Annotated in this window: 18 protein-coding genes and 4 pseudogenes; 10 read left to right on the top strand and 12 right to left on the bottom strand. The window is 51.6% G+C overall.

The window, feature by feature from the left end:
- Window positions 1-517 precede the first annotated feature (517 nt).
- Both POG22_RS07970 and POG22_RS07965 read right to left on the bottom strand, forming a co-directional pair.
- On the bottom strand, window positions 518-799 hold the full coding sequence (locus POG22_RS07970) for a hypothetical protein (protein WP_498904606.1): 282 nt from the start codon (window positions 797-799) through the stop codon (window positions 518-520).
- A 174-nt stretch (window positions 800-973) separates the two neighbouring features.
- Window positions 974-1,381, bottom strand: a complete 408-nt coding sequence (locus tag POG22_RS07965; RefSeq protein ID WP_026097637.1) for a response regulator — start codon at window positions 1,379-1,381, stop codon at window positions 974-976.
- A 1,103-nt stretch (window positions 1,382-2,484) separates the two neighbouring features.
- Between POG22_RS07965 and POG22_RS07960 the strand changes: the two genes are divergently transcribed.
- Window positions 2,485-5,433, top strand: a complete 2,949-nt coding sequence (locus POG22_RS07960; protein WP_498904605.1) for a GAF domain-containing protein — start codon at window positions 2,485-2,487, stop codon at window positions 5,431-5,433.
- 1 nt (window position 5,434) lies between these two features.
- On the opposite strand, the gene POG22_RS07955 is transcribed toward POG22_RS07960, so the two are convergent.
- Window positions 5,435-5,917, bottom strand: coding sequence for a hypothetical protein (locus POG22_RS07955; RefSeq protein WP_498904604.1), 483 nt, complete (start codon window positions 5,915-5,917; stop codon window positions 5,435-5,437).
- Between the two features lie 7 nt (window positions 5,918-5,924).
- Between POG22_RS07955 and POG22_RS07950 the strand changes: the two genes are divergently transcribed.
- The 4 genes from POG22_RS07950 (at window position 5,925) to POG22_RS07935 (ending at window position 10,105) form a co-directional block, all read left to right on the top strand.
- Window positions 5,925-6,080, top strand: a complete 156-nt coding sequence (locus POG22_RS07950) for a hypothetical protein (RefSeq protein WP_498904602.1) — start codon at window positions 5,925-5,927, stop codon at window positions 6,078-6,080.
- A gap of 280 nt (window positions 6,081-6,360) precedes the next feature.
- Window positions 6,361-7,671, top strand: coding sequence for a Sll1247 family protein (locus tag POG22_RS07945; protein ID WP_498904600.1), 1,311 nt, complete (start codon window positions 6,361-6,363; stop codon window positions 7,669-7,671).
- 217 nt (window positions 7,672-7,888) lie between these two features.
- The gene (locus POG22_RS07940) at window positions 7,889-8,983 is read left to right on the top strand and encodes a hypothetical protein (RefSeq protein WP_498904598.1); all 1,095 of its coding nucleotides are present in this window, start codon (window positions 7,889-7,891) and stop codon (window positions 8,981-8,983) included.
- 162 nt (window positions 8,984-9,145) lie between these two features.
- A complete protein-coding gene (locus POG22_RS07935) occupies window positions 9,146-10,105 on the top strand; it encodes an MDR/zinc-dependent alcohol dehydrogenase-like family protein (protein WP_498904596.1) in 960 nt (319 codons plus the stop codon).
- Between the two features lie 3 nt (window positions 10,106-10,108).
- On the opposite strand, the gene POG22_RS07930 is transcribed toward POG22_RS07935, so the two are convergent.
- From POG22_RS07930 to POG22_RS07895, 8 genes and pseudogenes are all read right to left on the bottom strand, one after another.
- The gene (locus tag POG22_RS07930) at window positions 10,109-11,014 is read right to left on the bottom strand and encodes an SPFH domain-containing protein (protein WP_063715571.1); all 906 of its coding nucleotides are present in this window, start codon (window positions 11,012-11,014) and stop codon (window positions 10,109-10,111) included.
- 36 nt (window positions 11,015-11,050) lie between these two features.
- Window positions 11,051-11,404 carry a hypothetical protein gene (locus tag POG22_RS07925; RefSeq protein ID WP_498904594.1) on the bottom strand — a complete coding sequence of 118 codons (354 nt, stop codon included), beginning with the start codon at window positions 11,402-11,404 and terminating at the stop codon, window positions 11,051-11,053.
- A 552-nt stretch (window positions 11,405-11,956) separates the two neighbouring features.
- A pseudogene (locus tag POG22_RS07920) lies at window positions 11,957-12,415 on the bottom strand (ribonucleotide-diphosphate reductase subunit beta); the annotation flags it as partial.
- A 42-nt stretch (window positions 12,416-12,457) separates the two neighbouring features.
- Window positions 12,458-13,141: a GIY-YIG nuclease family protein gene (locus tag POG22_RS07915; protein WP_498904592.1), complete on the bottom strand. Its 684-nt coding sequence runs from the start codon at window positions 13,139-13,141 to the stop codon at window positions 12,458-12,460.
- 320 nt (window positions 13,142-13,461) lie between these two features.
- Window positions 13,462-14,034 (bottom strand): annotated as a pseudogene (locus POG22_RS07910) (ribonucleotide-diphosphate reductase subunit beta); the annotation flags it as partial.
- Window positions 14,035-14,178: 144 nt separating this feature from the next.
- A pseudogene (locus tag POG22_RS07905) lies at window positions 14,179-15,456 on the bottom strand (ribonucleoside-diphosphate reductase subunit alpha); the annotation flags it as partial.
- A complete protein-coding gene (locus POG22_RS07900) occupies window positions 15,357-16,436 on the bottom strand; it encodes a GIY-YIG nuclease family protein (RefSeq protein ID WP_498904609.1) in 1,080 nt (359 codons plus the stop codon). The pseudogene POG22_RS07905 and the gene POG22_RS07900, both read right to left, overlap by 100 nt.
- A gap of 295 nt (window positions 16,437-16,731) precedes the next feature.
- Window positions 16,732-17,721: pseudogene (locus POG22_RS07895) on the bottom strand (ribonucleotide reductase barrel domain-containing protein); the annotation flags it as partial.
- 607 nt (window positions 17,722-18,328) lie between these two features.
- Here POG22_RS07895 and POG22_RS07890 point away from each other — a divergent pair.
- The 4 genes from POG22_RS07890 to POG22_RS07875 all read left to right on the top strand — a co-directional run bounded on the left by POG22_RS07890 (window position 18,329) and on the right by POG22_RS07875 (window position 22,374).
- Window positions 18,329-19,333 carry a pentapeptide repeat-containing protein gene (locus POG22_RS07890; protein WP_498904591.1) on the top strand — a complete coding sequence of 335 codons (1,005 nt, stop codon included), beginning with the start codon at window positions 18,329-18,331 and terminating at the stop codon, window positions 19,331-19,333.
- Window positions 19,334-19,505: 172 nt separating this feature from the next.
- Window positions 19,506-20,282 carry a hypothetical protein gene (locus POG22_RS07885; protein WP_498904608.1) on the top strand — a complete coding sequence of 259 codons (777 nt, stop codon included), beginning with the start codon at window positions 19,506-19,508 and terminating at the stop codon, window positions 20,280-20,282.
- 21 nt (window positions 20,283-20,303) lie between these two features.
- Entirely contained in the window at window positions 20,304-21,005 is a 702-nt protein-coding gene (locus POG22_RS07880; protein WP_498904589.1) for a CheR family methyltransferase, read from the top strand.
- Window positions 21,006-21,249: 244 nt separating this feature from the next.
- On the top strand, window positions 21,250-22,374 hold the full coding sequence (locus tag POG22_RS07875; RefSeq protein WP_026097632.1) for a site-2 protease family protein: 1,125 nt from the start codon (window positions 21,250-21,252) through the stop codon (window positions 22,372-22,374).
- Between the two features lie 139 nt (window positions 22,375-22,513).
- Here the strand turns inward: POG22_RS07875 and POG22_RS07870 are convergent, their stop codons facing one another.
- Window positions 22,514-23,248, bottom strand: a complete 735-nt coding sequence (locus tag POG22_RS07870; RefSeq protein ID WP_063719734.1) for a 2-phosphosulfolactate phosphatase family protein — start codon at window positions 23,246-23,248, stop codon at window positions 22,514-22,516.
- Window positions 23,249-23,867: 619 nt separating this feature from the next.
- Here POG22_RS07870 and POG22_RS07865 point away from each other — a divergent pair.
- On the top strand, window positions 23,868-25,943 hold the full coding sequence (locus tag POG22_RS07865; RefSeq protein WP_498904588.1) for a GAF domain-containing sensor histidine kinase: 2,076 nt from the start codon (window positions 23,868-23,870) through the stop codon (window positions 25,941-25,943).
- Window positions 25,944-26,059: the final 116 nt, after the last annotated feature.

Genomic DNA, 26,059 nt, shown 5'->3' with positions numbered 1-26,059 from the left:
GAATGAGGTTCGCCAAAATTACCCAACGATTTTCTTTACACAACTTGCCTTCAAAAGGAAGTTCAAAGGCTTCTTCGGGCGCGTCAGGATTTTGTGATTTTTGATACATTTTTTCTTGCCAGATGCACGGGAATTTCCAATTTTACCTCTTTTTCGGGTTCTCGAAGCCATGTCAAGACTCCTCTAAGCCTTACGTCGTAAGCTTTTCACTTCTTTTCAGCAAGCCCTAGTTAACACTTATTTTGCAACCATTGAGGGACTTGAAGAAGTGTTGGGGAAAAGGTGCTGTGTCCTTCAAGAACAGATGCAAGAAGAGATCCGGGATTTAACGAACTATCATTGGCTGGGATTTGCGGCTTAAGAGTTTAGCAGGTTTGGGAACAGGATTTGGTATTACTACGTTTGGGCGCACTTTTGTGGCACATTTAGGCGCTGAACCTCCCAACTGGAGGGCGTTGCAGACTTATCGAGCAAGCCCTTCCTAGTCTTCCGTACCTCCCTTGTCTACTCCAACAGACTACTCGACTTGTGCGGGGACTTCGTTGAGTCCCAAGTGGGTGATGACTTTGACGACGCCGATGGCAACGAAAAGCCCTAAGAGTAACCCGCAGGCGAGCAATATGAGATAGTATTTCCGCAAAATCGGGGCTGCCGAACCGCGACGCTTGGATGTAGAGAGGTCTTCCGAACTCACGTCGGGAGGTTCGCTGCGATCGTAGACGGGATCTTGGGGTAAGTCGCGGTTGTCGCTAAACGGGTTCGGACCGCCGCCAAAGGGATTGGGAAACGGATCGCTCATGGAAATCCTGCACGGTTGAAGGTGGGGGGTGGAAGTTGCTACGTTATGCCAGTGGCGACCGTCTCGAAGATCGCTCGATGTATTCAGCCAGTGCGATCTGGCTGTATCGATCCTCGCACGAACCCCCTGAAAAGGCAATGTTATCGAGGTGGCGAGGCAGGGGACTCGGGAGAGTTACGATTCGGCCGGTGAGGTTGAGTTATGTTTGGCGTACTGACCGACGACTTCTCGCAGGCGATCGGCGTCGAACGGTTTGGTGAGATACTCCGTCGCACCGGCCAGATGCCCTTTCACTTTATCGAAGGCTTTGTCGCGAGCGGTGAGCATTATGATGGGTAACGATTGAAATTGGGGTAAGCTCCGTACAGTCCGACACATTTCGAGACCGTCGATTTCTGGCATCGAAACATCCAACAGGACGACCGAGATGGGTTCGTGATAGATCGCACTCAAGGCATCCAAGGCATTGTCAGCCAGCAATACTCGATAGTCGTCCCCCAAAATGCGTTGGATCGTCTTTTGCATGACGGGACTGTCATCGACAGCGAGAACGGTTGGGGGGGTCATTGCAGTTCCAGACATCGGATTTCCTTTGAGTACCAGGGGAATCGGTTTATCTCCAGCGTCGGCTCGAACCCGATCGAGCTGTGCGTTCAGCCGTTAAAATTGGGTATCTTTATCGGTTTCAGATGGTGTTTCGTTCGAGTATATTTGAGAAGGAACTCTCTTGAAAGTCTTGTTAGCGACTATGCAAGCGTCATGGTTTTTGTTGGCAGATAATTGAGATTGGGTTCGAGTCGGTCGCGATCGCGCCACATCGCACTTTTGCCGGATTCGGGAAGGTGGGTTTTTCGATCTTAGCGAGATCCACGAGGCACTCTAGGAAACGAGAAAGCCGATCGAACTGAGTCCCAAAAGTCTCATTTTCGCCGATTTTGAGGCTTAGAGCGTCCGAGACGAGCGTTCGATCGAACTCAGTTTCTCGAGTAGGTCGCAATCTTCATAGAAACTTAAGCGATCCCGAACGGCCTTACTCTCAAATATAGGGAATCGAACTAGATTTCTTTTAGTATATCGCACCCTTACATCTGCTTTCACCTCAAGTTGTTGGAGAGAAGGCTCGAGTGAACTGTTGCAGCGCGATCGAGAGAGACGATGAGGAATCGAGTTGTCCTAACCGTATCGTTCTGGTTTTAAATAGATCGATTTAACTGACGAGTTATCGAACGGCTCTAGAACGGGTTCTTTACAGGTTTCGTCACGAGGGAGAGTGTTAAATTTGTTTAAAATTTTCGATAGTAGCTTATAGATTTGATGAGAGAGTTAAATCTAGAATAAGTTCTTACAAATTTAAGGTAAGAATTGTCAGGGCAAACCGCAACAAAACCATTATGTACGCTAAGATCGGAAGGTCAGAGTTACTCGACACCAACGGAGCGAGCGATCGCGAACTCATCCGGCGGAATTTCGATCGACAGTCGGGTCGCCTCTGATGGCGATCGCGATACCTCGTGCGTTCGACACGAGACTGTCCCCATTGGAGCGCTGCGATCGACTCTCCGCCCCGAAACCTCTCTCGGACTGACAGACCGGGCGAGTGTCTTCAAACGCTTCAAGGCAACACCATGTTCGGTTATCCGTTTCACTCATATCGTCATCAAAACTCCTTGAAAGACTCCTCTACTGTGGCATCTTCCCTCGCCTTCGATACTCAACCTAACGAAGCGTTTGAAGATGTGGCTCGTTTGGCCACCTACATCTGTCACGCTCCGATCGCCTTAATTGGCTTTATCAACACGGTGAGAGGAACCGACACCGAGCGACCTCGCTACTGGGTCAAAGCAGCGATCGGCATCGAACCCGATCGCTTTTCATTGTGCTTCGACCTCTGTGCCGCCACGGTCAAAGACCCCCACCTAACGATCGTTCCCGACCTGCAAGAGAACCCTCACTTTGCCAAACTTCCTTTTATAACCAGTGTCCCTCACTATCGCTTCTACGTGGGGGTTCCCCTAGTGACACCCAACGGTTCTGTAGTCGGGACGCTCTGCGTTTTAGATTACGAGCCGCACCATCTCGACGCCGACCAACAGCAAGCTCTCGAAACCCTCAGCCGTCAAGCCACGCGATCGCTACAGGCGTTGCGAGAATTCGGCACTCAGTTTTCAGTCGGCGATATGGGCTTCGACCTCCTCCGCCAAAACTGGCATCAAACCCTCCGCCCCGGTTTTGCCAAACACTTTCCCCTTCCCTCCTATCACGGTATCGTCGAGATTCTCGAAAGTATTACCGAAGCCTTTTTCGCCATCGATCGAGATTGGAAGTTCGTTTACGTCAACCGCCGGGGCGAAAAACTCTGGAACGTCGATAAGTCCGACCTCCTCGGTCAGACGGTTTGGGACGTCTTTCCGGCACTCAAAGACTCCATCTTTGCCTCGGAGTGCCAAGCGGCTTTCGAGACTCAAACCTGCCATCATTTTGAAGAATATTACGAACCACTCGGCATCTGGCTCGAAGTGCGAGTTCATCCAGAAAGCGATCGCCTCTCGATTTACTTTCGCGACGTCACCCACCACAAACACACGGAAAACGCCCTTCTCGAACAGGCTCATCTCTCTGCCCTCGTCACCGCCGTCAGTGCAGCCCTGGCACAAAGTCAAACCCTCTCGAAAAGTCTCGAACTGTGCGTTGAGGCTCTGTCTCAAAATCTCGACGCTGCTGCGGCCGCCATTTGGCTCGTCAATGCCGACGATGTCGTCCCTCATGCCGACTTCACCCCCACCTCAAACGGGCGATCGTCTTCGACTCTCGTTCGACAGGCTATGGCCGGACGTTCGCTTCCCGACTACCTGTTTCCTCCTCGCACGTCCCTTGGGGAGTCTCTCGTCGGTTGGGTCGCCCAAGTGCGACAACCCTACGTCAACAATACCCTCAACCGAGATGCCCCTCACCTCGATCGCTCGTCGATTCCGGGTTTTCGCGAACTCGTCAACTGGGCGCAGCATCAGGGAATCGTCGGTCTGGCCTGCTATCCCCTCGTCATCGAGGAACGACTTCTCGGCGTTGTGACGCTGTGTTCTCAGCATCCTTGGACGCAAGACTGCTCGAGTATTCTCAACTGGGTCACGAGCGGAATCGGGCTGTCAGTCGATCGCGTCTGGGCTCGCGAAGCCCTCGTCAACCGCCGCAAATCCCTACTGTTTCGTCTGGCCGGACAAATCCGCAACTCTCTCGATCTCGATACGATTTTAGACACGGCGGTTCACGAAATTCGTACCTTACTCCAAATCGATCGCTGTTACTATCTATGGTGTTCTTCTCAAAGCGATTCCAACTTGACGCTGGCCGTGACCCACGAAGCCCGCGAGCCACATCTGACGAGTTTTTTAGGTGAAAGTTTTTTGTCTCAAAGCGATCGCCTGGCCCCCAAAATCTGGACGCTGGAACTCGAGCAGATCGACGATATCGCCGACGCTAACACCGATACTCGCGATTTCCTGCAATCCCTCGACGTGGCTTCGCAACTGACCCTACCGTTGGGTACGCGATCGGGACAGTTCGGGGCGATCGTTTGCTGTCACACGATGCCTCGCCCTTGGACGGAAACGGAAGTCGAACTCCTCCAAGCTGTCGTCGATCAACTGGCGATCGCGATCGACCAAGCCGAACTCTATGCTAAAACCTGTGCCGCCGCCCTCGCCGCACAAACTCAAGCTCGCCAGCTTCAAGAGGCAATGGAACATCTCAAACAAACGGAAGCCCAACTCATCCAACAGGAAAAGATGTCGAGTTTGGGGCAGATGGTGGCCGGTATCGCTCACGAAATTAACAATCCCGTTAACTTCATTACGGGAAATATCGGTCACGCCGAAACCTACATTGAAGATTTACTGGAGTTGGTTCAGCTCTATCGCGATCTCGTTCCCAATCCTCCTGAAGCCATCGAAAACGAAATTGAAGACATCGATCTCGACTTTCTCGAAGACGACCTGCCCAAACTCCTCGATTCGATGAAAATGGGTGCCGAGCGCATTCGTCAAATTGTCGTTTCTCTGCGGAATTTCTCTCGTCTCGACGAAGCTGAAGTCAAACCCGTCAACCTTCACGAAGGTCTTGAAAACACGCTGCTGATTTTGCACAATCGCTTGAAAGGGAGAGGAGATCTTGCCGCCGTACGGGTGATTAAATATTACGGCGAGTTGCCCCGTGTCGATTGCTTCCCCGGTTTGCTCAACCAGGTGTTTATGAACATCATCGCCAATGCGATCGACGCTTTGGAAGAAGCGGGACTCCGCCGTCAAGGCGCTCCTGCCGCTCCTACGATTACGATTTGTACGGAAGCCGTGTGTAGTACGAAAAACTTTCAAACTCCTCTGGCCTGCGATCGCCCCGATAGCGTCATCGTGCGTATTCGCGATAACGGCATGGGGATTAAACCCGAAATCCTCGAAAAACTGTTCGATCCCTTTTTCACCACCAAACCTGTCGGGAAAGGTACGGGATTGGGACTCTCGATTAGCTATCAAATTGTAGTCGACAAGCATCGCGGCCGCTTTTGGTGCGAGTCGGAATTGGGGAAAGGGACGGAGTTTTTCATTCACATTCCCATCAAACAGCCGGATTGGGATTTATAACTCAGACGATACCGTCGAGGATGTCTTGTATTTGTTCGACGGTGGTACCGAGAATACGGGCCAGAGGCGCGATTAAATCGGTAGGGACTTCTCGGCCGGCGCACATATTTTTAATGTCTTGCGACGAGACGCGGTAGGTATCGCAGAATTTCAGAAATTCTTGGGGACTGACCCCGAGTTGTTTTTGGCGTTCGGCCAGTAATAGGGCGATGGCACGAGGGCCGGATTTGGGACGCTCGGCCCGTTGAATGTATTTTCGAACGAGTTCTTCGACTTCTTCGGGATCGCCTTTGCGCTTGCGAACGAGATCGCTACAGGCCATACGCAAGGCTTTGAGCAGTTTTTCCTGCTCGTTCATCACCTCTAGGATTTCATTGGCGTACTCGGGTTCGCAGTATCCGACGCAGTCCCCTTCACAAAAAACGGGAACTAAAGGTTTGCTGGCGTCGATTTCCCAAGGGAGCGGTTCGTTGAGGGGTGCCATCTGCGAGTTGTGTTGGAAGAGCGAAGATCGCCAGGGGTTGCTCGGTTGTGCGAGGGCGTTGCGTCTGGCGGCTACAGTCGGGGTGAATCGCCGAGTTTCATCATATCACGAACGATTGCGAATCCTGTGGACGTGGGTGATGTTGCGATCGCGATCGCACTGAGGGGAATCTTCAGGTCACGATCTGGCTTCCGTAATATCACGTAAGTATCGGCTCGCGATCGCACGCTTGCAGACTGATTTCGGCAACAATAAAAGTAGCGATATAGATTGTCGAATCCAGTCGAAGGCTCGAGGGTACGGTTAGTTATCCTCGCCTCGAGGCGATTTGAGTCTAGAGATGCTCGAATGCTGAAATTTGGGTCTTGATGTCGGGGTTGCAGGTTAAAACGCTCAAAATCTCTCGAACCAGCACTCGCATGATTTTTGTTTGAGGTACGATCGTGACTTCTCAATCTTCTCCGAATTTCTCTACGTTTGGATTTCTCCCCTCGTCTGCCGATCTCGCTGAAATTCGTAAGTATTTTCAAGAGATCGCTCAGCTCCCCGGTGCGACTCAGGCAGTCGATCGTTTTTTTAAGTTTTGGTTTTCACCGTTTCCAATTTCCGATAATGCGGCGGCTTCGGTTGTCAAAGAACTCATTAAACACCAGTGCGAGCGATATTTTTTAGAGAGTTTTCAAGAATCGATTTATCTGTTGTTCGTATCTTGGGCGCAGTCTCGAAATTTAGAAGCCTGTTGTGAGTTTCTCGAACGACTCGAGCACAGTTTCGCACCTCAGCAGTTTACGCCCTTATTGTTACCTTACAGGGTTCGCGCTTGGTTTGAATCGTTTTACAGCAGCCCTGATTACGATGATTTACGACGCACGATCGCACTGTATTTACAAAGTGAATCTCACCAACTGGACTCGACTCGCTGGAGCGATCGCTATTTTGATTTTTGCTTGAAATCCATATCTCTCGATCGCAATCGTCCTCTATTTCAACGGCAGTTTGCACGACGGCTCGCGATATATTTACAAAAACGGTTCCAACTCAAGTTGGCTCTTTACGTAGCTCGCTCTCAATCTCAGTTTGAGACTCCCGAACACAATCCGACCATTTTTGGTGATGATTTTGTGCAAATTCTGAAAACGATATTAGCGAGTTCGTTTTCTTCGCAACAATATAAAAAAGCCCAATTATTTACTCGTAAAACACAACGAGAAAATTATCAAAAATTCAAAAAAATGCTATTGTTTTATTTAACATCTTGCACCGATCGAAACGAAATAAAAAATTATATTAGTATTGAAATCGGACGAAAATTAAATTGTTTGTTCGCTCGACAGAACCTCAACCCAACTACAGACGGATTGAGACTCACAACTTGCAATGAAATTGCGAATCTTCTGATGACGGAAGATTATCAAACTCCCTCTTTTCTCTTTTTAAGATTAGTAGATCGAGGTAAGTTTTTGACGTTAACCTCAACTTTAATGAAACTCTTGCTGGTCTCTCCCGAATCGCGCGATCGCCTCGAACAGTGTGCGGCAGCATTGTTACGGTATTACGAGCGACAACCTCACGATACTGCCAAGCGGGTGATACCACTGTTTGAAATCCTGAAAATCGCTCTCGCGATCGCCTCGAAGGATATCGAATATAGCTTAGTCGCCGTGAAGGAATGCAGCGATCGCCCTGGAGAAAAACATTTAGACAACTATCGAGTTTTTACCCAGCTCAAATATGACGAAACGTTAGGCTTTTAAGAACCGTCGTCGCCTTTTCGCCTCAAAACCGCGTTTTCTTGGACGCAGGAGGTGCGATCGCGCCCGCTATCCCGATCGCCTTGTGGATATTACTGACGCTCGCGCTGCATTGGATACACCGAAACCGCATTCAAGTCGTAAGATCGATATAGGGCAGTCGAACTGATATCGTTCGGCCGATTGCGGCGAGAAACGTCTGTGGTACTCCACAATTGGTATGAAGAAACCAGAATCGTTTGAGTCGGCGATCGCGCGGTTGGAAAACGACCCCGATTCCGAACGCTTAAAAAAGCTGTTGGTATGTGCCTGTCAGCATCGCTGGGAAAACGACCCCCAAAAACTCCACGCGATCGACTGGTTAACGCTGGTGGCTCAGGTGCGGGCAACGATCCCCACCTTAACTCAGTTGCGCGAAACGCTGGTACGCGTCGTCTCCCGCATTAATAAAAAATCTCTGTATTTCAACCTCGCCGTTCGTCTCGTTACGACCTTAGAGTCGATTTATCCCGTCGTACCTGATAGCGTCAGTCTCGAATCCGACGAGATCGAGCCTTTATCGCGTACCGATCGCTGGTTCGATCTGCGATCGCAACTGTCTCAGGTGGCCAGCCTCAGTCAAGCTAAAATCCTTATCTACTCCGCCATTCACGGTAAGTTCAGCTATATCCTCGCCGACTGGAACCAACTCAACCATCAAGAATTCGACACGTTGGCGCGATCGTTGTTCGAGATCTGCCCGACTCCCGCTCTGTTAGCATTACGACTGTTTGGGGCGGCTCACTGCCTCGATCGCCCTCAAGAATACGAGCCGATCGCGCGGGGACTCTACGAGGCTATGTCCTCGTTTTACGGCCGCGACGGCGTTCGGTTTACCATGCCCGATTTACCCCTACTCGCCGCCGACGACGAAGACGAGTTAGACATGACGGTGGCCTTTCCCATTGAAGGCGAAACGGGAATGCGACGAACCACCCGACTCGATGTCTCGAACGCGCCGCGCCCTCCTCTCAATCCTTCGATTCAAGCTCACATCGAAGTCGAAAAAGCAGCGCAAGACTCAGCCAACCGATATCTTAAAATGGCAACGACGACGATCGAACAGTGGGCTAGCGATCTCGATGCGGAAATTCAACAGTCTCTCGGCGATACGAAATCCGAAATCGCGCGATCGCTCAAAGCGAGAATCCTACGGGAATTCTTCAGCCATCTCAAACGCTCCTGCGAACGACAGATCGATCGTGCCAACGCCCTGGAAGGGGGAGAGGGGGAGAGGGGGAGCAAGGGAGAGGGAAGAGTGAAGAGTGAAGAGTGAAGACAAGGGAGTAAGGGAGAGAAGGAGAAACTGTCAACTCTCAACTGTTCCCCGTTCCCGATTTCCCGTTCCCGATTCCCGATTCCCCGCTCCCCGATTTCCCGATTTCCCGATTCCCGATTCCCGATTCCCCGTTCCCTGTTCCCTATTCCCTATCAACTGATGAAAGCACTTTGGCTCGAAGATCGAACCCTGCAACTGCGGAGGGATTTACCCGTTCCCGAACCTCCTCCCGGCGAAGCGTTGGTGAAGGTGTTGCGAGCGGGAATTTGTAACACCGATTTAGAATTGTTGCGCGGTTACTATCCGTATCGCGGCGTTCTCGGTCACGAATTTGTCGGTCGAGTCGAACGGGGTTCTGACGCGTTGCTCGGACAGCGTGTCGTGGGAGAAATTAACGCGACTTGCGGTCGCTGTCGCTTTTGTCGCAGCGGACAGTCCACCCACTGCGAAAACCGTACCGTGTTGGGTATCGTCAACCGCAACGGTGCTTTTGCGGAGTACCTGACACTTCCAGAAGAAAACCTGTATCCCGTTCCCGAGTCGGTTTCGACAGACGAGGCTACGTTTACGGAACCCCTGGCGGCGGCGTTGGAAATTCAGCAGCAAGTTCCCCTCGACGCTAATTCTAAGGTGTTGGTAGTCGGAGACGGAAAGTTAGGGCTGTTAGTCGCTCAAAGTTTGGCGCTGACAGGGTGCGATTTACTGGCGGTGGGACGACATCGGGAAAAACTCGGGCTGTTGGAGAATCGCGGGATGGCGACGGGTTTCGCCGATGCGGTCGTCGATCGCGCCTTCGATGTGGCGGTCGAATGTACGGGGAACCCTGAAGGTTTTGCGATCGCCCGTCGCGCTTTGCGTCCGAGGGGAACCTTGGTTCTCAAAAGTACCTACGCCGGAAATCTCAGTTTGGACGTTTCCTCGTTGGTGGTGGACGAAATTACGTTGGTGGGTTCCCGCTGCGGTCCGTTTCCCCAGGCGATCGATCTGTTGGCGAACCATCAGGTAGACGTAATGTCCTTGGTGTGCGATCGCTTTCCCCTGACGGAAGGACTCGCCGCGTTCGATCGCGCCCAGGAACGGGGAACGTTGAAGGTGTTGGTGGACGCCAGCGACGCCTAACGGTTATTGGTTTTCCTGGGGTTGTGGGTTTCCCGCAGCCCCTAACTGCACGTTCGGCGTTTGCACGATGGGGGCTTCCTGACCGTTCCAGCGTTGAATCCGAGCCATCTCGATTTCCAATTGTCGGTATCTGAGATAGTTGGGATCGTTGGCGACAGAGGCGCGGATTTTTTCGGCTTCCGCTTCGCCTCGAGCTTTGGCGATTTCCGCTTGTGCTTCGGCTTCCGCTTGTCGCGCCCGGGCTTCGGCGGATTTCGCCCGCTGTTCGGCTTCAAACTGTTCGTCGATCGCCGCTTGAATGTTGGGCGGATATTGCGGTTTTCCCAGATATTCGAGGTTCTGGACGATGAGGAAGTTGAAGCTATCGGCGATGCAGGTTTCGACCCGGTTTAATAGGTCGATGCGCTGGTTTTGGTATTGGAACGGTGTTTGAATGTCGGCATCGACCACCGCCCGGTTGAAACAGCCTCGAACTTCGTCTCTTAGATGAGTTCGGACGAATTCTTCTGGGGACAGGCGATAGGTGGAATAGTAGGTTTTGATAAATTCGCCATCGTTGGCTTTGTCGAACATCACGCCGATCGCCACATCTTCTTCGACGGAGGTTCCTGCCACGGAAAAGCCGATCGCTTCGGGAACGGGACTTTGTTCGATGGTGCTGTTGGTAAAACTGTACTTGTTAACGAAGGTGGGAAACAGGACTAACTCTTGATTGACGGGGTTGTAAATGGCGCGACCGCCTTCGATAAATTCGGCGTTGTCGATTCCCCGACGTTCTTCGCTTCCGTATTGATTGATGAGCAATCCCACGTATCCGGCGGGAACTCGTTCGCCAATAATCGCGGTGCAGCCGCTGAGAGCAACGGTTGAAAGGGCAAAGCCGATAAAGGTTTTTTTGAGAAGTTTCATTTGAGTTGTCACCCCGAGGGGTTGGAAATTGAAACGTTAGGATTGAAAGTCTTCGGGATAGAGTTTGCGATCGTATAGACGAGAGAGTTCTCTGAGTTCTTCGATTTGGTTGGGGTTGTCGATGAAGGGCAAGCTGTTCCAAACATCGGGCAATTCTTCAAAGAGGTCTCGGTGGTTGGCGTGAAATCGTTTGACTTTTTCTTGTTTGCCTCGCCAATAGCTCCAGAGGTGAGTGGCAAGGGCGATCGATGCGATTAGAGAAATTCCAAAGGGAATCGGGCCGTATTTTTGAGGAGTGGTGATGCCCACGTAGCCTGTGAGGAAGACGGCGAGGACAGTTAAGGTCGATCGTGCCATTAATCCTCGCTGACTTTTGCTCGATTGGGTCATAGTTTAGGGGTAAAATTGATGTCGTATATTAATAATCTGGAGTTTAATCGCTCGATATATTTACGTTATTTTACATTTTTCATAGATTAACTCCTTGATTTTTTGTGTTTTTTATGTTAAATTTTTTTCGAGATTTAATGAATGCACAATAATAATTTATCTAATTTTTTTAGAGTCGTCAAGTTTTAAAAAAATTCAAGAATATTAATTAATTTTAACTAATATTTAATATTTTTAAACAAACCAAACATCTTAGGGAAAGCAACGGCAGGAAAGCGATCGAACTCCGTATCGCCAACGACGACAATTTTCAGAGCGATCGCCCGGCGGAAATTTTATCGAAGGAGTACGAACGCACCGATCGCAACAAATCCAGAGAATCTCTACCAGATTCCTGGTATCTTGGAGATGCCGGGGAGCTTGTACCCTCTCTTCGCTTCGAGTTCGGCCTAAAATTGATAGTAGAGCGATCGAAAAATGCAAGGTTGCCAACCGCAAAAAAAAAGAGTTGGGAACTTTGTTCCCAACTCCTTAACCCTAAAAAACTCAAATTTAAATCTCGTCCCAGCCCCCGACGCCAGACGACATCACATAGCTAGTGACTTGCGCTTCAAAAAAGTTCGCCTTCGTGTGTCCTTCCGCTTTCGTATCTGAAAACCGTTCCAAATGCGTGTAAGGACTCTTCTGATAGCGGGGTTCGGGATAAAGCGGTTTTAAACCGATCGCACGCAGGCGCATATTCGCCAAATACTTCGTGTACTGTTCCGTGCTGGTTTCCGTAATTCCCAAAATGTTGTTACCGACAATGTGGTTCGTCCACTTGCACTCGTGTTTCACCGCCGTATCGAACATTTCATAAATCATGTCCTTCGAGTGGGGAAACACTTCCATCGCTTCAGGCAGCAGTTTTTGGAACAAGCGCACGTGCGACAGTTCGTCGCGGTTGATCATTTTGAAAATGTCCGCACTTCCGGGCATTAACATCCGAGAAGCCAGATTGTAGAAGAAGATGACGCAACTACCCATACTTTCGCATGGGGCTAGAACATACCATTATCTTTTCCGGTTACCTTTTCGGGAATCGACAGAACGAATCGGATAAGATGAAGCAGTTAAGGGACTAACCGAGTAAGTCCCATTATTGATTTTACGTAAAACTGCTTCGCTACGCCAACCATACAACGACGCAATCTCGCTGAAGCTTAGATTCGGATCTCTCAGAAGCGAATAAATGTGCAACACATCTTCTTCTGTTAGCTTTTTGCGCTTAACAGTGTTTTTTCGCAAGGGGTATTCATAAAGAGGATCGAACCAAGCGCGACCTAAGTTAATATCGGAAATAATATCCCGTTGCATCCCATAAATTTCGGCAATTTCATAAAATTTAAGCCGAGTATTTTGTATGCAATCGCGAATTTCTCGAACTTCCTCTTCGGACAAACGCTCGTTACCACTCTTGCGGACAGCGTTATAGCCCTTTTGGATTGATTTTTTATTAACAATCCATTCGGACTCTCTTTGTCTTAACTCCGATCGGGCAATGCCTTGCTCGAGAATAGAAAAAGAAAACTTAGTAATGTCTTCTCTCATATCTCGATACAGCGCTGTATTAAGCGTTCCGTTTTTAGCAGCTTCAACGTACGATCCGATTCGACTAGCAAAATTTGTGGTGCATCCCACATAAATTTTGCCATTTTCGTTGTTTTTGATTTGGTAAACGATCCCGTCGTCAGTCATACTTCTACTGAAAACCTTGGTTCCATTATAAAAGTCTTCGTAGAAGTTTGGGGTAGCCGGAAAAGATATCCACCCTCTGTTCGTTGAACGTCTCCCCAAACGGGATTTCGCTGCTGATTGCCCATCATACCGATAGTGCGACGCACCACGATCGCGATCGACTGCCTTACGGCTTTCGATCGATCCTTTAACTTTTTTCTGCTCTCGCTCCATTACGCTTATCATTTCTGATTTCGCTTTGGCATAAAGGCTTTAGGGCTTCCCAGCAATTTGGCGGATTTTAACTAACACCTCACGATGCTAGTGGGCTACTTAGCTAACCCATTGTAAAAATACAAGCTCTCGAGGAGATAGTCCGCCATCAGCGAACCGAAATAGTTTTCCAGCGTCGGATCGTCCACATAACGCTGGTACTGTTTGGCAATGAACTCACAGCGATCGTGAAGGACTTTGTCGGTGCGCCAAAAGTCGTAAACTGCCGAACGGCGATCGCTCGGAACGATCGTCTCGATCATGTATTGATAACTTTGGTTGTGCAGTGCCTCTTGGCTGATTTGTTCGGCCATGCACATCGACACTTCCGGGGCGGTGATGCTGACTTTCAACTGAGGCAAATTCACTGTCTGCACGGAGTCGAGAAACGTCAGATAACTCAACACCCCATCAAACGCCCGTCGTTCGTCCGGCGTCAAGTTCACGTAGTCCGTTACGTCTTGGGTAATGTCGAGTTTCTCGCTAATCCAGAAGTTTTCGCGCATTTGACGGTACAACCCCACCGCCCAGTCGTAGCGCACGTCATTTAACTGCATCAGGTTGGTGGTGTCGCCAAACCATATCGTGCGGTGGTTAGGATCGTCGTTTCCCTCGGGGTTGAAAATGGGGTTGACGGGCATTCGCCCGAGTTGGGAAGTTGCTTCGGAAATAGTCATGTTTGATTTCAGAAATCAGTGGTTACAAACAAACACCGACAAAGGAACAGACGCGCGAGGTGCGCGTCTAGAGGTTCGCTTTGCTGAGTGTGGAGACAACGCTAAACGCTAGTTCGCACAAGCGATGCAAGCGTCGCCAGATTCTTTGAAGTTGTCTTTTTGGACGGTGCGGATGTAGTAGATGGCTTTACACCCAAGTTCCCATGCTAAAACCAAGGTCTCGTAAATGTCCTTGGCTTTAATGGAGCGATCGGGTTCGTCGGGGAAGTAGACCCCAGCGTTGAGGTTGAAAATCAACTCCATAGAAATTCCGGTATCGATCCATTGCTGCATGGTCGCCACCGCACGGACGATCTGTTTTTGGTCGATGGATTTGTTTTCTGGGTAGTACCAGAAATAGTCCTTAATATGAGGTGGCGCGATGGGAACGGTTCCTTTAGCCCATTTGTCGTAGAAGAAGCGACTGTAAGCCGGAAGGATGCTGGCGGTACAGCCTTGAACCAGGGAAGAGGAGGTGTTGGGGGCGATCGCCGTAATGTGAGAGTTGCGAATCCCGTGCTGTTGGATCTCCTCAGACAGTTCTACCCAACGTTGGGGGTCTCGGGCGTTTTCTTCAAACCAGGACAGGGGTTTGGCACCGATGAGATGTCCTTTACTCCACTCGCTCCCCGCAAAGGCGGCGTAAGCCCCCCGTTCTCGGGCTAAGTCCACCGAGGCGCGGGTGCAATAGTAACCGATATCCTCGAACAAGCTGCCGATTTTTTCCACCTCGTTGTAAGACAGGCGGCGTAGGGCCAGCCAGTCCGCCAATCCCATCGCCCCGACGCCGATGGTGCGATATTTGGCGTTGTGGGTTTCGCTGGCCTCGAAGGGAGTATGAGTCAACTCGATGGTGTTGTCGAGGATGCGGACGGCCACTTCACAAATTTCGGGAAGTTCGCCATCTTCAATGTTGGCCAGGTTGAGAGAATCCAGATTACAGGTATGGGCCTCTTGTCCCGGTTTCACGTTCGACCAGGATTCTTGACAGAGGTTTCCGCCGGGAATGTAACCTTCGTGTTGGTTGGGGTTGGCGCGGTTGGCGGTGTCTTTAAACCACAGGTAGGGCATCCCGGTTTCGACCTGGGTTCGCATGACGTGCTTGAACAACTCCCGCGCGTTGAGTTGTTTGTACAGGGTCAGTTTTGTATCGAGGCTGGCTTCGATTGTACGGTAGGCGTCCTCGAATGCTTCACCCCACAATTCGGCCAGTTCGATCCCCAGTTTTTCGCGGACTTCGTAGGGGTCTACGAGAGTCCAGGTTTCGGCGTTGACAACCCGCCGCATGAATTCGTCGCTGATGACGAATTGGGGAAAGATGTCGTAGGCTTTGCGCCGTTGGTCCGTTTGTGTTCGCCTTGATTCGCTACGTCAAGACTGCCTTCCCAGTAACTCCATTTATATCCGTGTGCTTTTTGTCTTTGACCTTTACAGCACATACAGATTTTTGAGGCTGATGCCGCTCCCACTGCTTGGGCGGCCTGAGTCATGGTTTCAAAGATTTGCAAGACTTCATCGGTCTCGAGGCAAATTTTTGCCACCCTTTTTCGCTTTCGATTTTGGCTAGGATAGCCTTTCGCGATTTCGAGGATTTTATACATTGACAAGCCCGTTTTTTCTTTGGCTTCTTGGCGGGAACTGTATAAAACTCCGTCGATCTCGATCGGCTTCTTGCCAACTCTCAGACTCAGCACCTCTTTAAGAGTTATGTGGTCTCTTCCTAGCGCTTTCCTACATTTGAGAAGTTCGTCTTTGCTCAGACCGTACTTCTGGCAGGCTTCGCGATAAGAAGGAAATGTCTCGCCATTGAAGTAAACCACCCTCGGACTTCTAACCAAGTTGTCTCGTTTCTGCTTGCCTTTTTGTTTGAGTTCTGAGTTTTTAGGAGCTTCTTCAACAAACTCAAACTCGAACAATTTTAGTGCGATTTTCCGGTCGATTTGCGCCCGGCTATACCCTAAAGCAATTGCTGCTTCATGAATGCTCGGGTAGACAATACCGTCGATTTTAATGGCTTTAGCGTTGGCTTTGTTTTTAGGAGGCTTACCACCACCCCGACAAAGATTGTAAGTATTTTTACTTTTTACAAAATCTTTGTTGACAATCTTCGCTTCAGCCTCAAGCGCCTCTTCTTCAGAGTCTAACTTTCGGAGAATTTCAAAGTTTACTCGATCTTTACCGTATTTTTGTATGGCAGCCCCAATCGCACTTTTGTACTGGGATGAGGGCTGACAATGATGTTGCCATCTTTCTTGGGGATCGTCGGTAACGCCAATGTAAACTTTTTGGTTAGGAGTCGTTATTTTGTACAGGTAGTACGGAGACATTTCAGGCAACTTACACTTTCATGTAAGACCAGACTATATCTTCATCCAACTCTAGATATTATAGGCTGGATGCCCCCTACTTCCACTCGCTTGAGTGTACTTCCTGACGGAATAGTCGTTGAACCCGATTCATTTTACAGAATCTCGGCTGCCGATCGCCCATTGTTCCATCTGTTCTCTTTTTAAACCGTCACACTGACTATTTCTAGTTATGTTGTGGTGAGAACAGCTTTAGGGGTTTCCGGCAATTCAGGGGGTGCATTTATGCCATTACTGGCATAAAGGGCTAACATTAACCATTTTCAGTTTGACATTCGAGGAATTCGGGAATGTCGAGATGCCATACATCTAGGCTGACGGTGACGGCCCCGGCTCGACGTCCCCCCTGGTTCACGGCGATCGCAGTATCGTTAAGGAGTTTGATCCAAGGAATGACGCCGCCGGAGGCGTTGGGTTTGTTCATCACCCAGCTTCCTGTGGCGCGGATGCGGCTGACGTTGACGCCGACGCCTCCGCCGTTTTTGGAGATTCTCGCGGTGTCAGTAATGGTCTCGAAAATGCTTTCGAGGTTGTCGTCCATCGCGGCGATGAAACAAGACGACAGAGACCCCCGAGGAACTCGCAGGTTGGCGAGGATGGGAGTGGCGAGGGAGATTTTACGGGAGGCGATCGCTTCGTAAAACCGCTTGGCCCATTTGAGACGCTTTTCGGGGACTTCGGGAGAGGCCAGCAGTAGGGCGCAGGTCAGCAACGCCTCTTGGGGGAGTTCGTTGGGAAGTAGGTAACGCTTGGTCAGCAGGACGGCGCCGGCGTAGTCATAATCCATGTCCCAGTCGGAGTTTATCCAAGATCCGGCTTCTTGCAGCTCGTCGAGCGTATAGGTCAGAATACGAGAGTCGTATTCCCCAGCTTGGACTTTGGTAAAGACGGTTTGGGCGTAGTCCCCATATTGGTAGCCGCGACTGACGAGGGCGTCTTTCCACAGACTCCAGATGTGGAGTCGTCCGGCGACGTAACGCCAGTCGGGTTCGGCCGGGGAACACATCTCTAAGGCGCAGTTGATGAGGTTGTCTTGAATCTCCCGCGTGGTGACTCCGGTTCTCAGCCGCGTGGTCAATCCTGCTTCGAGGGTGATGGGGTTCGCGTCTAACTCCTGACAGGCCCAACTGACCACCTTACGAATTTTCGTGACGTCTAACGGTGCAGGGGAACCGTCGCGGCGCACGACTGTTATTTTCGCCGCGTCTGCGGGAACGATGGTGTTGAGTTCTAGGGTTGAGTGCATAGAGGTGCAGCTATTCTCGGACTGAAGAACAGTGTACGACACTTTTTTGGCTGGCGCTATTGGTAGTGTGAACTTTGAAAGCAAAGCATATATATGTCCATATTTAGTGCTAAGATTCTGTAAGAAGTTTGACGGGATGTTATCTCGTTTTATGCTAGATTTTTTGTAACGATCGTATTGATTAAAAAAACAATATTTAAAACGATCGCAAAAACGAGCTAGCGAGGGAGTCGATCGCCAGACACCGGCGTCGATCTCTCGAAGCTTCTAGGGGCTGAGCGGTTTTAGAGGGGGCGTTCGAGCCGAAAAATCTCGAACAACTGACGTGCGATCGCCCGGCAATCGAGCGAAATAACCTCAAACGAATATCACGTTTTTTAACAAGTTTATCGATCGAACCTAATTTTTTTATAATAATTAAAGAGCGAATAAAATAATATTCCGTGAAATTGCGATCGCGTCGAGTTCGACGGACGAAAAATTACTGAAAGTTAAATCAATAAATCATAAATCGAAATAAAAAATCCGTAGAAATACGGAATTTGAAATAGCGAAGATCGCACATGGAAACGTTAAACCAACGACCCAGACACCAGAGGATTTTGTGATGGACAGCAGTGAAATTTTGCGTCGGTACCTATCGGGCGAACGGGATTTTCGGGGGGCGAACCTCACCGCAGCAAATCTTATCGGTGCGACGTTGGTGCGATCGAACTTTTCTGGATCGAATCTCAGCGATGCGTCGATCGCCCGCGCCCATCTCGAACGGTGTTTTCTCATCGAAGCCAAATTAAACGGCGCGTTCTTGTACGGTACGAATTTAAGTTTTGCCAAACTTCTCAGCAGTTGCTTGATCGAGGCCGATCTCACAAAATCTAACCTACAAGGCGCTCAACTGGCCAAAGCCGACTTACGGGGGGCGAAGCTCAGCGGGGCGAGTCTGCGGTGGGTGAGTCTGTATCGCGCCAATCTTCCCGGCGTGAACCTGTGTGGGGCGAACCTCAACGGGATTAACTTGCGCTCTGCCAACCTCGAAGGGGCGAACCTCAACTGGACGAACCTCAACGGGGCGCGGCTGAGCGGGGCGAACCTCAAAGGCGCTCGACTCAACGGCGTCAAGCTTCAAGGCGCGTGGATGAACGGGTTAAAACTCGGTGACATCGACTTGAGCGGGATGGAGTTGAACGAGGTTAAACTCAGCGGGGCGAAACTCCACGGGGCGGATTTTACCGGGAGTAATTTGACGCGATCGCAACTGCGCTGTTGCGATCTCGGCGATGCCAATTTCCAAAAAGCCAACCTGCAACAAAGCAATTTGCGCGGCGGAGAGTTAATTCACGCCAATTTAATGAAAACCGACTTGCGCGAGGCCGATTTACGGAATGCCAATCTCAGTCATACGAATCTCAACTTAGCCTTGCTGACGGGAGCGGATTTGACGGGGGCGGACTTGCGCGGGGCGTACCTGTGGGGAGCAGATCTAGATGGGGCGTGTCTGCGGGGTGCGGATTTGCGCGGTGCAAGCTTGCGGGGTGCGGCGGTTATCGGTGCAGATTTACAAGATGCAATTCTCGATGGCGCGACGATGCCGGACGGTTCGGTACGCAGTTGAGGTGATGAGGTGATGAGATGATGAGGAATTCTTCCCTGTCTCCTTGTCGCCTTATCTCCCCTGCTCCCCTGCTCCCCCTCTCCCCTGCTCCCCTGCTCCGGAGAGCTACCAAACTGAAATAATGTGCCACAATCGAGCGAGAGGGTTTCGGGGGAGGTGCAACGTGACTGCTATGACCGATCGCGATCGCCAACAGTTTGCCGAACGCAAGATCGATCAGTTTGCGCGATCGAAAATGTCGGGGATGTGGCCGAAACTCGATAAAGCCACGTTAATCGAACAACTGCGATCGCGCGTTCGCAATCCCCTCTGCATCGACCAAGGCAAACAGCCTTTTTGCGGTCCGGCTTCTATAACCTTCGCGCTGGCCCGAAAAAACCCCGTGCGCTACGTGCAAATCTGTCGTAATATTTATCAACTCGGGGGATTTTACGGAACCACGAAATGGATTACCGCCTCTGACTCCTTGCAACATCAAGGGGGAGAGCTGAATATGCCCCAACTCGACTGGATGGTTCAGGCGACGCTGCGGGAGGCGGAAAACCGGATTTTTCCCGTGCGGGCTGAGGCACCGGAACTGCTGCGAAATCTCAGCGGGATGACGAAACCCTGGGAGATGACGGGATGGACGCAACAAGTTCTGCAATACGCGAACGTCGAGTCTTATCCGGCTTATTTGGGAGGCGATGTCGAAGCTTTAGAAAATGCCGATCGCGCGATCGCTGCTGGAGGAGTCGCCTTCGCCCTCGTCAACGCCGATGGATTGCTACTCGAGAAAACTCCCCCGATCTCGTATCCGAGCCATTGGATCGTATTGTTAGGCAACTTCAAACGGGACGGCGATCGCTTCGGCTTCGACGCGTACTCTTGGGCCCGCAAACAGTCTGTGATTTGCGAGCTGTCTTCGCTCAAAAAATACCTGTGGGATGTAGTCGTCGGTCGTCCGTAACTCTGTCCTCGCGTTTCCCGTTTGGCATCGCCGTCGGGCTGTTCGATCGCGCTGTTTATGGACAACATTCCCACCGAAACTTCGTTTTTTAGAGATTTTCAGGTCTTTGAAGCCCTGCGACAATCGATATTTCCCGAACTGTTGCGGCGACATCGTCTCGATCGCAAACTCAACCTGTGGTGCGCGGCCTGTTCGAGCGGTCAAGAAGCCTACAGTCTCGCGATTTTACTGCGAGATTACTTTCCCCTTCTCGCGAACGAGTGGAACCTCACGATCCTCGCTAGCGACGTATCTGAAGCGATGCTGGCTAAAGCACGATCGGGAACCTACACCGATTTAGAAGTCCGCCGCCGCCTCCCCCCAAAGTTCTTGCGTCGCTACTTTCAAAAACAGGGTTCCCAGTGGAGCGTGTCCGACGACATTCGCCTGATGGTACAGTTTCGGCAAATCGACCTCCTCAAACCCCTCCCTCCCTTACCGGAGATGGATGTGATTTTACTGCGGAACGTACTGATTTACTTCGATCGCCCCACTCAAGCAGAAATTCTCGACAAAATGCGCCGGGTTCTCACCCCCGACGGGTATCTCCTCCTCGGTGCGACGGAAACCCCCCTGCGCTGCGATACTGCCTTCAAACCCGTCTCTGTCGATCGAGCGGTTTTGTTTCAACTCCGTCCCCCGGACGATGCGGACGGCAGGCGATCGCGCCATACTGGAAACTAACGTTAACGGTTGTAACGGTTTGTGTTGCTTCTCTCATTTTCGATGCGTTTCTAGCGCAGAGAGTGGAGTAACCCGAACTGCGATCGGCGGAAAACCCCATCAAAAAACGGGCGATCGCTTTTTTACAAAACGTTACAATTTTAATAGTTCGAGCGACTCGGTTCGTCAGTCCCGATTTTTGCAACGGTTTGAGTTCGACGGTTCGAGCCGCTCTCGCACAGCACTCAAAGGAGGCGCTATTTCTATGAATGGCTCGTTTCGCGTCGGAACCCTGTTTGGGATTCCCTTTTATGTCAACGCCTCGTGGTTTCTCGTCCTCGGACTCGTGACCCTCAGCTACGGCGGCGGACTTTCAGCACAGTTTCCCCAACTCGGAACTGTCCTTCCGTGGGTTTTAGGATTCGTGGCGGCATTGTTGCTGTTCGCGTCAGTTCTGGCTCACGAACTCGGACACAGCTTCGTGGCGAAAAGCCAAGGCATCGATGTCAAATCGATTACCCTGTTCCTGTTCGGCGGACTGGCCAGTTTGGGACGCGAATCGGAAACCCCAGCCGAGTCGTTTTGGGTGGCGATCGCGGGGCCGCTAGTCAGCTTGTTGCTGTTCGGTTTGTTTAGCGGCATCGTCGCGACTACGTCGCTGTCCGGACCGCTGGCGGCTATCTTAAGCCTGTTGGCTTCGATCAACCTGATTCTGGCACTGTTTAACTTGATCCCCGGTTTGCCCCTCGACGGCGGAAACATCCTCAAAGCTGCCGTGTGGAAAGTCACGGGCAACCCGTACAAAGGCGTCGTCTTTGCCAGTCGCGTCGGACAAGTTATCGGTTGGTTGGCGATCGCCTCGGGTGTTCTTCCCCTGTTCTTTAGTGGCGGTGGATTTGGATTCTGGAACGTCTTGATCGGATGGTTCCTGCTGCAAAACGCCGGACGCTCGGCACAGTCGGCACAAATCCAACAAAAACTCTCGAATTTGACCGCTGGCGATGCGGTAACGGAAGACAGTCCCGTAGTTCCCGATACGCTATCGCTGCGCGAGTTCGCCAACGAGTACGTCATCGGCCGCCGCAACTGGCGTAAGTATTTGGTGACGGACGAAGCGGGTCAACTCGTCGGTTCGATCGCCGTGGACGACCTCCGACAAATTGCGACCTCTGATTGGCCGAAGGTGAGCGTTGCGGAACTGACGCAACCGATCGCCCAACAAACCATCGAGAGCGATCGCCCCTTGTTAGAAGTGGTTACGCTCCTCGAAAGCCAGAAAATTACCGAACTTCCGGTGGTCGGTCAAAACGGAACGGTTTTAGGTCTGTTGGAGAAAAACTCGATTATCCGCCTGCTTCAGAAACAGGAAGCACAGACGAAAGCCGCGTAACTCGCGTGAGGAGATGAGGAGACAATCGAAACAGCCCTCATTTCCTCGTGCGATCGCCAGATCCCCAGCATCTTGAAGATGCCGGGGATCTTTTTTGGTGACTGGTGACTGGTGACTGGTGACTGGTGACTGGTGACTGTTAACTGCTCACCAAGACGCCTTTGTCTTTCTGAATCGGTAAAACGTCGAGGATGTCTTCTTTGGCGCAGTATTCGAGATCGGCGTCGTTTCCAAGTCGGAGAAGCCGTTGGCCGTGACTGGCGATTTTCATCAGCGACACGAGGCGATCGCGCCATTGTTGGTATAGGGCTAAGGCCGCCACGGTTTCGTCGTTTCCGGCTAAGTCTTCGAGGCTGAAGTCCGTGCGATCGAGCAAACTCGCGACGATCGCCCCCGCGCAGACAGTATCTTCTAACGAAAAACTCCCTTGCCAACCCGAACCCACTAAATAGACCGTGTCCGGGGCGCGATCGCGCAGAAAATTCACCACGGCTTGACGGTTGACCAAAGCTGCCGTCACCAGTAGCGGCGCGTTTTCGACTCGTTGTAAGGCGCGAGTTCCGTTCGTGGTACTCAAGAACAGGCGAGCGTCTCGCACGCGATCGGCATCGTATTCGAGGGGAGAGTTGCCGAAATCGCAACCTTCGACCTTTGCGCCACCGCGTTCTCCGGCTCGTAGGCGCTTGTCTTCGGGCCAGTTTTCGCTGGCGGCCATCAACTTATCGATATCGCTAAACGCTTGGACGGCTTCAGCGCCGGACGCTAAAACTGTGGCGATCGTTGTCGTCGCCCGCAAAACGTCGATCGCGACCGCACAAGTGGGAATCGGATCGGTCGGTGTGAGTTCGGGAGTGTGATAACAAAAAACTTTCACGAGCAGCTCGGGCGTTTAGCTGGACAAATGAGCGAGATCGATTAGATAAATTTGATGTTAGCAGTATCTGTTCCCTTCGCGATCGCTTTGAGACGTTGCGAATCCCACACCCGCTAGGTCGGACGCCCTCTCGGAAGGCCGGTTCGCATCTGTCTTTTTCGCTATTTTTTATGCACGTAAATGTTTTTTTGTCAATAGGCTGTCTGGGCGATCGATCTCGGATATTGAGAAATAATATCAAGAAAGAATATAATATTGAGATACGATCGAAGACAGATCGAGTAAATCTGAATAAATTGGTCTTCTAGCCCTCCAATTTGTCTGTTATATCGTTTTTTCGCCATTTTTCTGGACTGCAATAGACGTGTATGGAGGTAAAAAAGTCTCTCGACACGAGAATTTATCGGGTTTTGTCCTCATTGGAAACCGCAAGCGTTTGGGATAGTAATGTTAAGTTAAAAGAAATATTAAGATTCAAAATTTTCCACAGAATTACGGAATCGCTTCGAGGGGCGTTCGAGCTAGGCTAGAGACAGCTAGAAGCGGCCCCGTCCACTTTCGCCACTTCTGCTCGGGCGCTCCCAGCATCCATCCTTGCCGTGCGGTTTCTCAAACCAATATGATTATGGCCCGACTTCCCGATCGCTCGTCCCTTTCGTGGCAGCCGCTTCGCCCCGAATCGCCGCCAATTGCCACAATGTCTTCAGCAACGCCTCTAGAAGATCGCGTCGCCTGTTTGGGTCTCGAGATAGCGCGTCTGGCTCGTCGCAGCGGTGACGGCGATAGGATGTTAACTCGCGTGGCGGCGGCGATCGCGACGGCGTTCGAGGCAGATGGATGCGTCGTGGTGCTTCCCCCTCACATCCACGTTCCGACTGGGGAAAGCTACTGGTTCCCCGAAGATTTGGCTAACGTTCTCGACCCCTCGCAGCAACTGCGATTGTGGGCGAGTTCGCCCCTCGATCGCCTGACGGCCGACGCCCCACCTCTGGCCGTCGAGAGCCTACGAAGCCTCGACGAGCGCGATCGGGAGATTTGGAAGCGACTCGGCGCGCGATCGCTGTTGAGCGTCGCGACGAGCTGTCAAGGGGAACTCAACGGGGCGATCGCCCTGTGGCGAACCTGTCCCGTTCCCTGGAGCGAAGCGGCCAACACGGCATTGATGGAAGTCTCGGAGTTCGTCTCTCTGGCGGTCGATCGGTGCGTGCGCTCCCAAACCGCCGAGCGTCTGCGCGAACAGAATCGCATCGCCTGTCAAAAAACCCGATTGGTCGATCGACTCACTCAGGCGATCCGTATTTCTACGGACTTGCCGCCTCTCCTCGAAGCGGCCATCTCGACGCTGACCCACACCCTGGAAGTGCGTCAAGCTATGGCCGTCCTGTTAACGTACACCGAACCGCAACTTCACGGTCTCAATCGTCATCTAACGTCTCGAGGGTCGGGGATGCCTCGCGCAAAAGCTAGCGTCGCCTGTCATTGGCTAGCCGACTGGGGCGAATGGAACGGAAGCGGGTCGCCCAAACTGTCGAGTCCGCCTCAATCGTTTTGGCTCTCAGACTGTGCGTGGTGTCGAGAGGCGTTTAGCCACGCTCCCCGGCCGCTGGCGTTGCGCGACGGCCGAGTGTCTTCTGAAGGTCAAACCGTAGCCTTCGACGTCAAACGCTTTCCCGCCATCGCGATCGTTCCCTTAGTCAGTCCCCAGTCCTCGAACTCTCAAAGCGGAACCGTGTTGGGATTCCTCGTCCTACAACACGATCGCCCCCGAGCCTGGAACGACGACGATCTCGAACTGGCGCAGTTTGTGGGAACGCAACTGAGCAACGCGATCCTCAACAGCCAGACGTTACAACAGGTGCGGAACTTGGTAAGCGATCGCACCTCGCAACTGCAAAGAAGCCTCGACGTGCAAGCGAAGCTGTACGAACAAACTCGCCGTCAAATCGAGCAACTGCGTCGCCTCAACCGTCAAAAAGACGAATTTCTCAGCACCGTCCATCACGAACTGCGAACGCCACTGACGAAGATGATTTTGGCGGTGCAGATGTTACGTAGCGAACAACTTCCCCCCGCCCGTCAAGCTCAATATCTCGAGCTGCTCGAACAGCAGTGTCACCAGGAAAAACAACTGGTACAGGATTTGTTGAAACTGCAAGAACTCGAAACCGAAACGCCGAACTTCCAACTGCAACATATCTACTTACAACCGCTGTTGCAGGAACTGGCGAAAGACTTCGAGACGCGGTGGGCTTCTAAAAATGTGACCTTGAGCTTAGAGTTACCGGCGAGCGGTTTGTATCTCCAAAGCGACACAGACGCACTGCGGCGGGTGTTGGACGAGTTGTTAACCAACGCCGGGAAATACGCCCTCTGCGACACGCAAGTCGTCTGTCGCGTCAGCCACGAGGCGAGCGGTCGCAATTCCGGAGAGATCCGGTTTTCGCTGTCCAACGTGGGGTTGGCGATCGCGCCTGAAGATTTACCTCACGTTTTCGAGAAGTTCCGTCGCGGACGTGGCGTGACCGAGCAGGCGATCGCCGGAACGGGATTGGGACTGGCGTTAGTCGATAATTTGGTCAAACTGTTGCAGGGGACGATCGAGATTTCCAGTACGCCCCTCGACGATCGCGACGGGAACCTCACCTGTGTCACCGTGGCGTTACCCCAGGCGATCGATCTCTCGGAAGTCTGTTGAAACCGCCGTCCGATCCGAGTCTGAAAACGGCGATCGTCGCGCGATCGCCGGCGTTTCCCCCTCGGGCGATCCGACCCCAAGTCTTCAGACCCTTTACCGCCTTAAGCTAAAGTACT

Origin of the sequence: Geitlerinema sp. CS-897, assembly GCF_028368005.1 — a bacterium.
GTDB classification, from domain to species: domain Bacteria; phylum Cyanobacteriota; class Cyanobacteriia; order Cyanobacteriales; family Geitlerinemataceae; genus Baaleninema; species Baaleninema simplex.
The sequence above is the reverse complement of the archived record's forward strand: the minus strand, read 5'-3'. Positions and strand labels throughout refer to the sequence as shown.